Source organism: Bacillus cereus group sp. MG1 (genome assembly GCF_040460035.1).
Lineage (GTDB): Bacteria > Bacillota > Bacilli > Bacillales > Bacillaceae_G > Bacillus_A > Bacillus_A cereus.
This window is the reverse complement of record NZ_JARVGY010000009.1, coordinates 1-12,887: the sequence shown is the minus strand read 5'-3', so window position 1 is coordinate 12,887 and position 12,887 is coordinate 1. Positions and strand designations below refer to the sequence as shown.

Below are 12,887 nucleotides of genomic sequence, written 5' to 3'. Positions count from 1 at the left end.
CGTGATTTGGTTCCATTGCTACACAAAGACCATACTTATTGCGTGATTTGGTTCCATTGCTACACAAAGACCATAAACGATGGTTCCTATAGTAGGGGTACCGCCAGCATTTCGGAAAAAAACCACGCTAAGAAAATCAGAGTTAAAAAATCAGAAAATATATCATTATTCCAAGACACATACAGTGTCTTTTTTTATACAAAAAATAATACAACACAATATTAATTGTGTTGTATTAGGTGTTATAATAAATATAAATCTAGGGGTTTAACGCAACACAATTTATCGATAAATAAATACTTTTAGACGCAACACAATTTATAGACGCGGAGGAAATCACATGGATGTTGCAAAACAGTTTTCTTCTTATCTTAAACAAGAGAATAAAACTGAGAACACTGTTCAGGGATACACATCAGGTATTAGACAGTACATAAAATGGTTTGAAGGTTCCTATGACAGAAAATTAACAAAATTGTACCGACAAAATATCTTAGAGTACATTAGTTATTTAAAGAATGTCAAAATGTTGAACGCCAAGTCCATTAACCACAAGATTAGTAGCCTTGCTAAATTTAATGAATTTCTAATACAGAAAGGAAGTCAACAAGATCAAGTAATTTTAAAAACAGACATGATAAAGGTTCAAACTGTCTATGCTTCTCCAACCCAAATTGTTGAATTAGATGTAAAAAAGTTTTTACAAAGTGTGTTAGAGGATAATAACAAACGTAATTATGCAATTGCCACTCTCCTAGCATATACAGGAGTACGTATTTCAGAGGCATTATCTATCAAAATGAATGACTTCAATTTACAGACTGGGGAATGTATTATTCGAAGTGGAAAAGGAGGTAAACAACGAATTGTATTACTAAATAGTAAGGTACTTAGTGCTATCAAAGATTATCTCATCGATCGAAAAACATACAGTACAGCACATGAATCTCCGTATCTTTTTATTAGTAAAAAGCGAGAAAAGCTCGACCGTACGGTCGTCAATCGTATCTTTAAATCATACAGCAATGTTATTACTCCACACCAATTACGACACTTCTTCTGTACGAATGCAATTGAAAAAGGATTTAGCATTCATGAAGTTGCAAATCAAGCTGGGCACTCTAACATCCATACGACACTACTTTACACAAATCCAAACCAACTGCAGCTAAAAAATAAAATGGAGCTCTTATAAAGGAGTAAAGGGGAAACAATGGGAGTTAAACAATTACTGTCAGAGGCACAACGAAATGAGTTAATGGATTTATCACGTTTAACAGAATGGGATTTGGTAACATTTCATACTTTTTCTAAACATGACTTACATTTAATATTAAAACACCGTAGAGGATACAATCGTTTAGGGTTCGCTCTTCAGCTTGCATTAATTCGTTATCCTGGCTGGTCCTTAACAGAATATAAAGACATTCCACAATATGTAGTGGCTTACGTTGCGAGTCAGTTACAGATTCCACCTGAAGAATTTTTAGTATATGCCAAACGTGGGAATACTTTATGGGAGCATCTTGGGGAAATTCGAACAGAATATGGATATCAGAATTTTTCTTCTGAATATAAAGAAACTTTATTACAATTTTTAGTGCAACAAGCAATGGATAACAATAATACCCTCTATTTAATTGAAATAACAATATCTACATTGCGAAAAATGAAAGTCATTCTTCCAGCTATGTATGTGATTGAAGATATCGTCTGGGAAGCAAAGCAACAAGCAGATCAGAAAGTGTATAGTATACTACATGACGGTTTGGTCCAAGAACAAAAAGATCAATTAGATGCGTTACTTTTACCAACTATAAATGGTAAATCTCCATTAGCATGGCTAAAAGATGTACCGGCCCAGCCTTCACCAGAATCATTTTTAAAAGTAATAGACCGATTACAATTTGTTCAAAAAATTGGTCTTACTATTGATACCACAAAAATTAATACAAATCGTCTTCGGCAGCTCGCTAGATTAGGATCAAAATATGAGCCATATGCTTTTAGACGATTCAATGAAGTAAAAAGATATAGTATGTTAGTCTCATTTTTATTGGAGATTACACAAGACCTTATAGATTACGCAATTGAAATTCATGATCGTCTTATGATGAATCTTCAAACAAAAGGGAAAAAAGAACAAGACGAAATACAGCAAGCAAATGGGAAAAAATTAAACGAGAAGATTTTACAATTTATTACTGTATGCGGGACACTAATTGAGGCAAAAGAAACGGGTAAAGATGCTTTTGCAGCCCTAGATGAAGTAATGTCATGGAATGAGATGGTCGAATCTGTTGAAGAAGCAAAACAACTATCACGGCCTTTAAATTATGACTATTTGGATTTGTTAAATACTCGTTATTCCTATGTTAGACGATATGCACCTACTTTATTACGCAGTCTTCATTTTAGAGCGACGAAATCTGGAGAACCCGTTTTACAAGCACTTGATACGATTCATGAATTGAATGAAACAGGTAAACGAAAAGTGCCTCATGGCGCTCCCTTACACTTTGTATCTAACCGTTGGCAAAAACATGTATATGATGATGACGGAAACATTAATCGGCACTATTATGAATTGGCAGCTTTAACCGAGTTAAGAAATCATATTCGTTCAGGAGATATTTTTGTATCAGGCAGTAGACATCATAAGGCATTTGATGATTATCTTATACCGTATGATGAATGGAACGAAGTTTCAAACATTCCAAATGGCCTTACAGCCCCTTTAAAAGCTGAAGATTATATAACTGACCGAATAAACCGATTAAATGAACATTTAGAATGGTTATCAAAAAATAGCGAGAAATTAGAAGGAGTAGATATTAGTCAAGGAAAACTACATGTTGAGCGATTGGATAGAGGAACTCCAGAAGAAGCAAAAGCATTTAGTAAACTTCTTCATAGTATGTTACCCAGAATAAAACTGACAGATTTACTAATAGAAGTGGCCAGTTGGACTGGATTTCATGATCAATTTATCCACGCCTCTACCAATCAATCTCCTGATCAAGAGGAACAGAATATTGTATTAGCTACTTTGATGGCAATGGGGACAAATATAGGTCTTACAAAAATGGCGGAAGCTACCCCTGGAATCTCCTATAGACAAATGGCAAATGCTTCACAATGGAGAATGTATGATGATGCAATGGTTCGCGCTCAATCTATTCTCGTGAATTTCCAAAAGGAACAAAAGTTATCATCCTATTGGGGAGATGGGACAACTTCTTCTTCTGATGGTATGCGTTTATCCATTGCTGTACGTTCTCTACATGCAGATTCCAATCCACACTATGGAACGGGAAAAGGTGGAACCATTTATCGATTTGTAAGTGATCAGCTATCTGCCTATCATGTGAAAGTCATTACTACCAATGCACGAGATGCTCTTCATGTATTAGATGGGCTTCTTCATCATGAAACAGATTTAAAAATTGAAGAACATTACACAGATACAGCTGGATATACAGATCAAGTTTTCGCTTTAACACACTTGTTGGGATTTCGATTTGCTCCTCGTATTCGTGATTTGGCAGATACTAAGCTTTTTTCTATACCTGGTGGAGAAGAATATGAAAATGTTCAAGCACTTTTAAAAGGAAAAATTAATGTAAAGTTAATAAAAGAAAACTATGAAGATATTAGAAGGTTGGCATACTCGGTTCAAACAGGAAAAGTATCTAGCGCTCTTATCATGGGGAAGCTCGGATCATATGCAAGACAAAATAAACTCGCAACAGCACTTGGAGAAATGGGACGAATCGAGAAAACCCTCTTTACGCTGGATTACATATCTAATAAAGCCGTAAGGAGACGGGTTCAAAAAGGTTTAAATAAAGGAGAAGCAATCAATGCATTAGCTAGAATTATATTTTTTGGACAACGTGGAGAATTTAGAGAACGTGCTCTCCAAGACCAGTTACAAAGAGCTAGTGCACTAAACATAATTATTAACGCTATAAGTGTGTGGAACACTGTATATATGGAAAAAGCCGTAGAAGAATTAAAAGCAAGAGGAGAATTTAGAGAAGATTTAATGCCATATGCGTGGCCGTTAGGATGGGAACATATCAATTTTCTTGGAGAATACAAATTTGAAGGATTACATGACACTGGGCAAATGAATTTACGTCCTTTACGTATAAAAGAGCCGTTTTATTCTTAATATAACGGCTCTTTTTATAGAAAAAATCCTTAGCGTGGTTTTTTTCCGAAATGCTGGCGGTACCCCTAGTAATAAATCTACTAGTATACTATCTAGTGGTAAACCGGCAAAAGCTCGTGGATATGTAACACTTCAAAGTGGATTCTTCACAGGTGATACAATCTGGAATATAAGTATTTCTAATGGTTCTTCTGTATCTAGTTCAATTACAAAAACAAGATAACAAAAGCCACATTAATGTGGCTTTTTATTTTTCAATAAATAATGTTTTTTACCATAGTATAAAATCCCGTTTAATGCCTTCCTTCTGTTTGCCCCCACTTCGCAAACAGACTGGCTAGTCCGAATAGGCTAACACAGGCGCCTTTCCTTACTGCGAAGACTAAGGGGCAAAGGTCTGGTGTGGAAATCCTTTTATTCTTGTGTTCTGAATGTATACTTTCTTTATGGAAATGTCTATTTTTCTAAAAATCTCTTAAAGTTCTATAAAATCAATAATTTGAAAGTAAACTAATATTCAAAAGTTTACTTTGGAACTTACAATTGAAATTCAACATACAATGCTATGAGCATTTACAACATAGTCTTGGTCGACAATAAAAAAAGTACGAAGTCTTTTAAAAGACTTCGTACTAACAACAGACTAAAGTACAGTTCATCGGAAACTGAAAGGGTATTTCATCTATTTATTATAAATCATTAATTCCTATTTCCGGGAATTAATTAGAAAATATGCAAAATTTCATGTTTTATAATTCCTTATAAACAACAAACCTAGTGAATATTTTTGAATTTTCTTTTTATTAATGTTAGACTAAATTATATAAGATACAACTCCTTAAACGCCTAGATATATCTCTATTCGTTATACGCAAAAAAACCAATTCTCGTGTAATAGAATTGGTTTTTTTGTGCAATTCAGTCAAACAGCAACTTGAACCCACATTTTCAAATGTAGTCTTATCAATCTTAACATAATTTTAATTACATAAACGCAAAAAATCTCTTTATATGCACACATATAAAGAGATTTTTAAATGGATGAAACCCATAAATTAGTTAGTGATGAATAATTATAGTATATCACAAAACGTTTCTAACGTTCCATGTCATATCCTTTCTGTCTACTTCTTATTTCTCTTGTATGTTCACGTTCAAATTGATTATCTACACCCTTCATATCCAGTTCGTTTTTAATAAGTCCTCTAAATGCCTTAAATTGCTCTTTAAAGACTTTTTTCGTCTGTTGATATAAAACCTTTATATTCATCTGTAAATCTCTTATATGAGCCTTTAAAGTGCCTATTTCAGTATGCAATTCTTTATTTACTTCTTCTAATTCCCGATTTTGTTTATAAGAATGTTTTAAAGCAAGATTATTCCCCTCTATTGTTTCTTCTAAATATTTATTATCTTCTCGTAAACTTTGATTCTCTTTTACAAGATCCGTCTTCTGTAAACGTTCATAATCTTTTTTAACAATAACGGCTGCATTCACTTTTTCTGTCATATCTCTCCATTGCTCACGTGTAACCACAATGTTTCCTGTTTTCTTCTCAGTAATTTCTGGCTTTCCAAACAGTTTCGTTGTTACTTCTGTTTTTGTTTCTTCTCGCAAATAAGACATTGACACTGGTTTATCCGGAACTTGATTTCGAAACGTTTCAAATTCCTGTTTCTTTTCTTTAATTTTTTTATCTAAATTTAAAAATTGTTGCTGAATTTTTTGTAACGTTTCATTCTGTTTTTCGATGTAGTTTGTAGTTTGTTGTAATTGATTATGGGTTTCCACTACTTTTGTTTTTAAATGCGTTTTTACATTTGATAACTGTTCCACTTCTACTTGTAAATCTTGTTTTTCCTTAAAGGCTTGAGGCGATAAATGTTTTTTCTCAGAACCTTCACCCCGTTCTACATCAAAGCCTTTTTCCCGCATTTCCATCGGGAAATCTTGCTGTAAAGATGTGAGCTCTTTTCTCGTAAACATATCTTTTGCGGACAAACGATTGTCTTCTGTAATAGGCATGACACCAATATGCATATGTGGTGTCGCTTCATCCATATGAACCATCGCATACAACGTATTTTGTTTGCCATAACGTTTTTGAATAAAATCTAATGAACTCTCAAAATAACGTTTCTGTTCTTCTAAACTTAAAGAATGCATGTAATCAGGCGAAGCTGTTACTACAAATTCTGAAAGTACAACCGAATTGGCTCGTGGCTTTCGTTTTACTCGTTCACTAATCTCTTGTTTAATTGTGCTTTCATATCTAATTTTTTGCTGATTCAACAAATCATAATTCTGTTCACTTTTCGAGTAATCGATGTCTAAATTTGATTTACTTTTTCCTTGTCTTTGATTATGTTTTTGAATCCCTTGCACATCAGAAATTTGAAATTTCTGCATGTGAATGATTGCGAATTTGTTCATGTTTTTCCCTCACAATTGTCTTCGGTAAGAGGACTACTTTTGAGACTATCATAACATATCGAGAGAGCGAATCCAAAGTTTTGGTATAGCCCACTATACCAAATTACATTTGGTGTGGGCTCTGCGAGACCTCGTTGGCTTCGCCAAATCACGCCACAGCGTGATAAAGACCAGGGGCGTTGCCCCACACCCCACAAGGGGAACTCTTCCCCTTGACCCCATCAATCGAACTCCCCAACCCCTCAAATCCTTGAGGGGCTTCCTCGCCGGTTGGCGTCCCCAAAACGGTTCGTTTTGAGGAACTGCCAAGAGGATGGAAAATCGGCTGCACGTGTCCATTCCTTAATGCTCCTTTCATAGATCAGCACAAACCGCTGATCTATTCCAGTCCGCTTACCATTGACACTTACCGCTTATTTTTCTTCTCCCAATAGTCACTTTGCAAGTTACCCCCATCGCTCATTAAATCCTTTATCAAACTCTTAATTCTAATTAATACTAAATTAAAAAAAAATAAAAAGACTAATTAGTACTTATCTATTTAATACTAATTAGTCTTTATTTTATCCTTTATTTAAGTTCTTTTTTATACTGTTTATTATTACAAAGGTGGATACTTTAATTTTTTCATCTCTGTTTCAGTAAGTCCACTTCCACCCCACATTTTTTTCTTTATAGCTTTTTCAGAATTAAAGTAAGCTTGAAAATTAACTTTTTTATCTTGATAAGAATATTCATAATAAATATCAGGATTTTCTCCTTCAACATAAACAGCAAGCCAATATCCACCTATTTTAAAGTCTTTACGAAAATCAATATATTTCAACTGACTTTCTTGTATTCCTTGTCTAGCAATGTAATTATATATAGATTTTTTCGCATGTACTCTATTAAATAAAACAAAACTAACTACTAAAACTATTGATATAAAGATAGTCATCATTATTAACATCTTTTTTTTTTCAAATTTAATCCTCCTAAATTATTTATTAATATGTTTTTACTAATGACGGTCTATATGCTGAAGTAAAAGTATCAATTAAACCATAAGGAGTTACGATTCCACTAACCGCTTGCATAACATTTCTTGATCCAGAACCAAAATAAAATGCTTGAAATACTAGCTTAGAACAATAAGTTGGATTTTTTTGATACAGATGTGTATCGATACCATAATCTAAATAAACATTTTTAGTTGCACTTCCAGTAGTGGAATAAAAATTTCTATCAGCATATCTAGCTACATCCCTAGCAAGTGTTTGATCTTTTAATCGATAAACCTTAATCCATTTTCCTGACGCAGTATATTTTTGCATCCAATTAGATGTAGATAATTGTTGATTTCCTTGGCCAGCACCAGGCATATGTAAAATATAATTATCACCATTAGCAATAGCTGCATGTCCTACTATACCTGCTGAACTTGTTGCATTTGTTATAAATATATCTCCAGCTTTTAAAGTAAATCCACCCCAACTTCCTTTTGGAGTCACATCATCAAAAAATTCAGTATCTCCCATTGGTGCTTGTCCATAATTATTTAATTTTAGCCATTCATTATAAGATAACGGTTCTAGAAAAACACCTTGTTTTAAGCCATCTTGATATATAGGCATAAATTCTTCTTTATTTTGTTTTAACCATTCATTATAAGATACACTATTTTGATCTAAAACACCTTCTTGAATTGCTTGATTATAAAGAGATTGATAATCAATAACTTCCTCAGCAGCAAACGCTTTCAAGTTAAAGCCACAAATAAAAAATAAAATAGCAATAAAACTAATCAATAATTTTTTCATAAATTGTCTCCCTGAATAATTATTATATTTCGGTAACCTTTTATAAAGGTAACACGATTTTCAAATTCAAAATGTAACTACTTGTGACAAAAAACATACAAATATTTACTAACTAAATAATGTAATTCCCCCTTGTTTTTGGGTGTGAGTGCTGGCTAGTCGTGTGGGGGCTAAACCCCACATAGCGTTGATCCATATGGAAAAAGAATCATGCTTTGAACGGAAGAATTGGCGGTTCGGCTGGTACAATTGCTAGTCCAAGTCGAGCAACTTAACCCCGTTTTTGGTCTGTTCGGCTTGGCGAAAGCTAAAAACCAGCCGAAAAAAGTTTGGCAAGGATGAAACGTAGTGAAAAAGGTGGAGATTTTTGAGTGCTTTTTACTCAAAAATACGACCTGTTCCTTGCGGAACTTTTAGCCCTTATATAGAGAGTGAGAGTAAACATCCCTTGTTTGAGGATAAAAACATAATTATATCAAGGGTTTAAGAAGGTTTTTGAAGTTCTTAAAATCAAGAACTAAAGTTCTTGATTTTAAGAACTTCAAAAATAACAAAAAAAAGCTGAAAATTTCAGCTTTAAAATAATTTTACAGGTAAGTTTTTTAATTCTTTTGGAACCCTATGAAACATCGCTTTCAATGTTGGATTAACATCATCTTTATTACCTGCAAAAATAATATTTGGATTCATAAAATACGCATTGGCTCTAACATTATTACCTGCAATTCCAATCTCTGAAACAGCTAAAATCCCTTTATCTACTAATGATTTAATAATAGGATTAATGTTATTTTTAGTTCTTTTTAACAATAAGGCAATCTCTGTTTGAGTTAATGGAACAGGATTTTTTTTATGTATATCATCTACAATACAATTTGATAGAAAACCTATTTTTCTACTTATTTTCCAAATAACCACAATTTCTTTGTTATCAAGATAATTTATTTCTTCTAATTGATCTATATTATCTTGAATGAATTGAGCGAATTTCACTCTTGATTGTGGAGAACGCTTAGTACCTATAAAAACTTCTTTTCCACCAGTAGCTTTACTTAATACTTGCATTGCTTGATTTATTTCTTCTTGATTAATTCCGTTATGATCTTGTTTAAACTTTTCTTTTTCATTCTCAAAATCACGTATTCTTGCATTTTTCTCAACTTGTTTAAAATCAATGGTATTGGTCATGCTTTTCTCCTCGTTCCTAGTATTTACAACTAGCGAAGAGACTTTTATTTTGTTATTATGTAGTTAGATAAATTAATTCGAGTCTGAACACTCTAATTAATTGTATAACAGTAAGAAAAGCCCTTCTCCTATAGTTGTAGCTTAGACAACTCAATTATAGCATGAATGGCTTTTTTTGTTATATCTTGTCTGACTTTTTATATTCCGAAAAACAAATATATACAGTTTTAACTAAATTTGATATCCTAAAAATGTCAATAAGACTAATATCTTATTTACGCCCATTAGCAAAAAGCCCTTGATATAAAAGGGCTTTTTGTCATCCATATAAAAACAAAGATAAAATAAACAGAATATTAAAAATAATATATATCAACTTATTTAAAAGTTAATCTAATGTACTACCATGATAACATGGTAAAAACAAGATATAGATAATTTTGGAAAAGGGGAAGATTCTATGAATGTTCAGTTAGAAAATGAACAAATAACAAAATTATTAAATGACTGGTATCAATCCATGCTAAAACAACAATTAGTTAAAGCAAAACAATTAAAAGAATATATAGACAGTGAAATTAACAATGTCAAAGAAAATCAAAACTTACTCTTATACTATTCTTTATTGGATTTTAGATACAAAGCATTAACGGATTGGATAAGTATTAACGAAAACAGTTTTGATGAAATGGATAATTTCACAACTCCAGCAGATGACTTCCTAGCTTATTATTATCACTTCTTTAAAGCATTCCATTCTACTTTAACATCCAATTACACTGAAGCAAGTGAACACTATGAAAAAGCAAAAGAACTATTAATACACATTCCTGATCCAATAGAACATGCTAAATTTAATTATCGAATGGGATATTTTTATTATCAAATCTATAAACAAGTAATAGCTCTTGATTATATAAAATTAGCTAAAGAAGAATTTTCAAAACATGAAGGTTATGAAATAAATATAGCACTATGTGACAACTTTATAGGCCTATGTTGTATTGACTTAAAACATTTCGAACTAGCTGAGGAATCATTTAATAAAGCCCTAGACACATTCCAAAAAAATAACCATAAAAACTCTATGCTTATGGTAAGACATAATTTAGCCTGGTTATATTCAAAACAAAATTTATCTAAACTGGCAATTCGTCATGTATCCGAAGTAACAAAAAACAATCCAAATCATTTCAAAGCATTTTTCGTAGAAGCATTTGAATACTATAAAATAAATGACCATAATTACGCTGAACAACTAATTGAAAAAGGCTTAAAACTTAGTAACGACTTTAACAATCAAGAATTCCAACATCGTTTTAAAATCTTAAAAGCACTCAATAATAAAGTTCCTATATTAACTTTAGAAACATCAATTTCAGAAGGTATTACTTACTTTAAACAAGAAAAACTATGGGAATGTGTAAAAGAATATGCTGATATCTTAGCTCTAAGATTTTATGAAGAAAACAACCATAACAAAGCAAGTCAATATTTTTATATGAGCAATACAGCTCAAAAAAACGAACTAGAAAAAGGAGCGTTAAAATAATGAAAAAAGTTTATCTAACTATACTTGGAATATCTTTAATTAGTATCCTATCGTTAGGATTAAACGACTCTTTTAAAAATCAAGCTGTAAATATAGGAGACGGTGGTGGTGCACCCGCACGACCTGATTATTTTTTACAAACACATTCTAACCGATAAAAATAAAGTATAAGAAAACACCTTCAAAAAATGAAGGTGTTTTCTTATACTTTATTTTTTATAAATGAAAAACTGAATATACCAAAGTTCACTAAACCACCATTATATTAAAATTAATAACAAAATATGGGGTCTGTGTAGTAATGGAACAAGAACGGCAATAAGACTTAATCATGTTATCAAAAATCAGGGTTTTTGATAATGATAAAAACTGTGTTAAATTAGGCTTTGAATCGTTAAGACTACGTTATCAAAACTATTATCATAATCAAATTAACAATAACAACCGTTTTTGATAAATTTAACAAATATTGAGTTTTTAATCAGTAAGATATTTATTTTTTTGATAAAAAACACTCTATTATTAGCTATGGTGAAGCGAAAATATAGGTTATTGCCGTTTCTGTTCTGTTACTACACAAACCCCAATATTAAATAAATTCAATTTCATATTTATAATTATATTAATTCCACAAAATATCCAAACAACAAAAAACAGAATTAGTTAAAAAAACTCTATAAATAGTTCCCTTTCCTTTTTACAAATTACAAAAAAAGGCCAATTAAGGCCCTTTAAATAATCTTTTAAATCTATTAATTAGTTATATTTCTTTTAAAACGTATTTTAAGAACTATAACATATATACCAATTGCAATTAAAGTACACCAAATCAATGAAATCATGTTAAAAAACAACATCAATATTACATTTGTCAATATTACAGATAAAATTCCAAAAACATTTTTATTACTAGAAATTAAATTATAAACAACTAAACCAATTATCGTTGAAATAATCGTACAAAAAAGGATCAATATAAAATACATACAAATAAACCTCCTTTTTACATTTCTGTCTTTATTTTCTAAATATTTTGTATTATCATAATAAATGTACCAAATAATAATATCAAGGAGGACAATTATGAAAAAAATTTTATTTTTCATCTTAACAATTGTAATGATTAGTACATTTTCATTACCAAACAAATATGTGCAAGCTGCCGAAATTTCCAAACAACCTAGCTTAGATACATATTTAACTCCTGAAATTGAAAAAGAAATTAACAATAACATGCAACCTGCAACAAAAGAAAATCCTATTTCATCTTATACAGCTTCTAACGGCCTAAAAGTTGTAGATACTGTGAAAACAGAACCTGCTTTCTCTGATTCTTTTTCTTCAACATCATATGTTACTCATTCAAAAACTTTCTATGCTAGTGGACTTTCCATTGCTACTTATAAAGGAAAATGGTTATGTACTTTCTGGCGAGATGGTAGCGTAACAATTAAAAACTGGGATTATTTCTTAGTAGGAATAAAGGGGTATGTGTAGCAATGGAACAGGATAACGCAACAAGCATTAGCGGACATCATATGGTATAGCGACTCCATTAAGTTAACTGAGTTAACCTGAGTTATAATAAGGGTTTTTGTGTGCATTTAGGTTAACTTAAAAAGTCGATGTCATTTGAGCACAACTAGATAAATTTGATACTTAATGTCCTATAAGTATCATTAGCGGACATTAACTCAGTAAAAATAGTTATTTTATGTCCGCTAATACTTATTG

10 protein-coding genes are annotated in these 12,887 nt (G+C 31.6%); 6 read left to right on the top strand and 4 right to left on the bottom strand.

What is annotated here, in order from left to right:
- Positions 1–340 precede the first annotated feature (340 nt).
- The 3 genes from tnpI to QCI79_RS34645 are packed head-to-tail and all read left to right on the top strand — an operon-like array spanning position 341 to position 4,400.
- A complete protein-coding gene (tnpI, locus tag QCI79_RS34655) occupies positions 341–1,195 on the top strand; it encodes a TnP I resolvase (RefSeq protein ID WP_000382147.1) in 855 nt (284 codons plus the stop codon).
- Positions 1,196–1,213: 18 nt separating this feature from the next.
- Complete coding sequence (locus QCI79_RS34650) at positions 1,214–4,177, top strand: Tn3 family transposase (protein ID WP_000538375.1); 2,964 nt, start codon at positions 1,214–1,216, stop codon at positions 4,175–4,177.
- Positions 4,178–4,211: 34 nt separating this feature from the next.
- The gene (locus QCI79_RS34645) at positions 4,212–4,400 is read left to right on the top strand and encodes a hypothetical protein (RefSeq protein WP_031310435.1); all 189 of its coding nucleotides are present in this window, start codon (positions 4,212–4,214) and stop codon (positions 4,398–4,400) included.
- 873 nt (positions 4,401–5,273) lie between these two features.
- Here the strand turns inward: QCI79_RS34645 and mobV are convergent.
- From mobV to QCI79_RS34625, 4 genes are all read right to left on the bottom strand, one after another.
- A complete protein-coding gene (mobV, locus tag QCI79_RS34640; RefSeq protein ID WP_048556187.1) occupies positions 5,274–6,611 on the bottom strand; it encodes a MobV family relaxase in 1,338 nt (445 codons plus the stop codon).
- A 601-nt stretch (positions 6,612–7,212) separates the two neighbouring features.
- Positions 7,213–7,563 (bottom strand): DUF3139 domain-containing protein, encoded by a 351-nt coding sequence (locus tag QCI79_RS34635; RefSeq protein WP_021729366.1) that lies wholly within the window; start codon positions 7,561–7,563, stop codon positions 7,213–7,215.
- A gap of 37 nt (positions 7,564–7,600) precedes the next feature.
- Positions 7,601–8,413, bottom strand: a complete 813-nt coding sequence (locus QCI79_RS34630) for a C40 family peptidase (protein WP_000734782.1) — start codon at positions 8,411–8,413, stop codon at positions 7,601–7,603.
- Positions 8,414–8,989: 576 nt separating this feature from the next.
- Positions 8,990–9,601, bottom strand: a complete 612-nt coding sequence (locus tag QCI79_RS34625; protein ID WP_000185570.1) for a helix-turn-helix domain-containing protein — start codon at positions 9,599–9,601, stop codon at positions 8,990–8,992.
- A gap of 460 nt (positions 9,602–10,061) precedes the next feature.
- On the opposite strand from QCI79_RS34625, the gene QCI79_RS34620 reads away from it, so the two are divergent.
- The 3 genes from QCI79_RS34620 to QCI79_RS34610 all read left to right on the top strand — a co-directional run bounded on the left by QCI79_RS34620 (position 10,062) and on the right by QCI79_RS34610 (position 12,650).
- Positions 10,062–11,153 carry a response regulator aspartate phosphatase gene (locus tag QCI79_RS34620; RefSeq protein WP_353842281.1) on the top strand — a complete coding sequence of 364 codons (1,092 nt, stop codon included), beginning with the start codon at positions 10,062–10,064 and terminating at the stop codon, positions 11,151–11,153.
- Positions 11,153–11,311, top strand: coding sequence for a hypothetical protein (locus QCI79_RS34615; RefSeq protein ID WP_000758643.1), 159 nt, complete (start codon positions 11,153–11,155; stop codon positions 11,309–11,311). Before QCI79_RS34620 ends, QCI79_RS34615 begins: the two co-directional genes overlap by 1 nt.
- Positions 11,312–12,236: 925 nt before the next feature.
- The gene (locus tag QCI79_RS34610) at positions 12,237–12,650 is read left to right on the top strand and encodes a hypothetical protein (RefSeq protein ID WP_021729666.1); all 414 of its coding nucleotides are present in this window, start codon (positions 12,237–12,239) and stop codon (positions 12,648–12,650) included.
- Positions 12,651–12,887: the final 237 nt, after the last annotated feature.

Excerpts from the sequence above, each read along its gene's own strand:
- QCI79_RS34630 (WP_000734782.1), bottom strand. The coding sequence starts at position 8,413 with ATGAAAAAATTATTGATTAGTTTTATTGCTATTTTATTTTTTATTTGT.
- QCI79_RS34635 (WP_021729366.1), bottom strand. The coding sequence starts at position 7,563 with ATGTTAATAATGATGACTATCTTTATATCAATAGTTTTAGTAGTTAGT.
- QCI79_RS34625 (WP_000185570.1), bottom strand. The coding sequence starts at position 9,601 with ATGACCAATACCATTGATTTTAAACAAGTTGAGAAAAATGCAAGAATA.
- tnpI (WP_000382147.1), top strand. The coding sequence starts at position 341 with ATGGATGTTGCAAAACAGTTTTCTTCTTATCTTAAACAAGAGAATAAA.
- mobV (WP_048556187.1), bottom strand. The coding sequence starts at position 6,611 with ATGAACAAATTCGCAATCATTCACATGCAGAAATTTCAAATTTCTGAT.
- QCI79_RS34650 (WP_000538375.1), top strand. The coding sequence starts at position 1,214 with ATGGGAGTTAAACAATTACTGTCAGAGGCACAACGAAATGAGTTAATG.
- QCI79_RS34610 (WP_021729666.1), top strand. The coding sequence starts at position 12,237 with ATGAAAAAAATTTTATTTTTCATCTTAACAATTGTAATGATTAGTACA.
- QCI79_RS34620 (WP_353842281.1), top strand. The coding sequence starts at position 10,062 with ATGAATGTTCAGTTAGAAAATGAACAAATAACAAAATTATTAAATGAC.
- QCI79_RS34615 (WP_000758643.1), top strand. The coding sequence starts at position 11,153 with ATGAAAAAAGTTTATCTAACTATACTTGGAATATCTTTAATTAGTATC.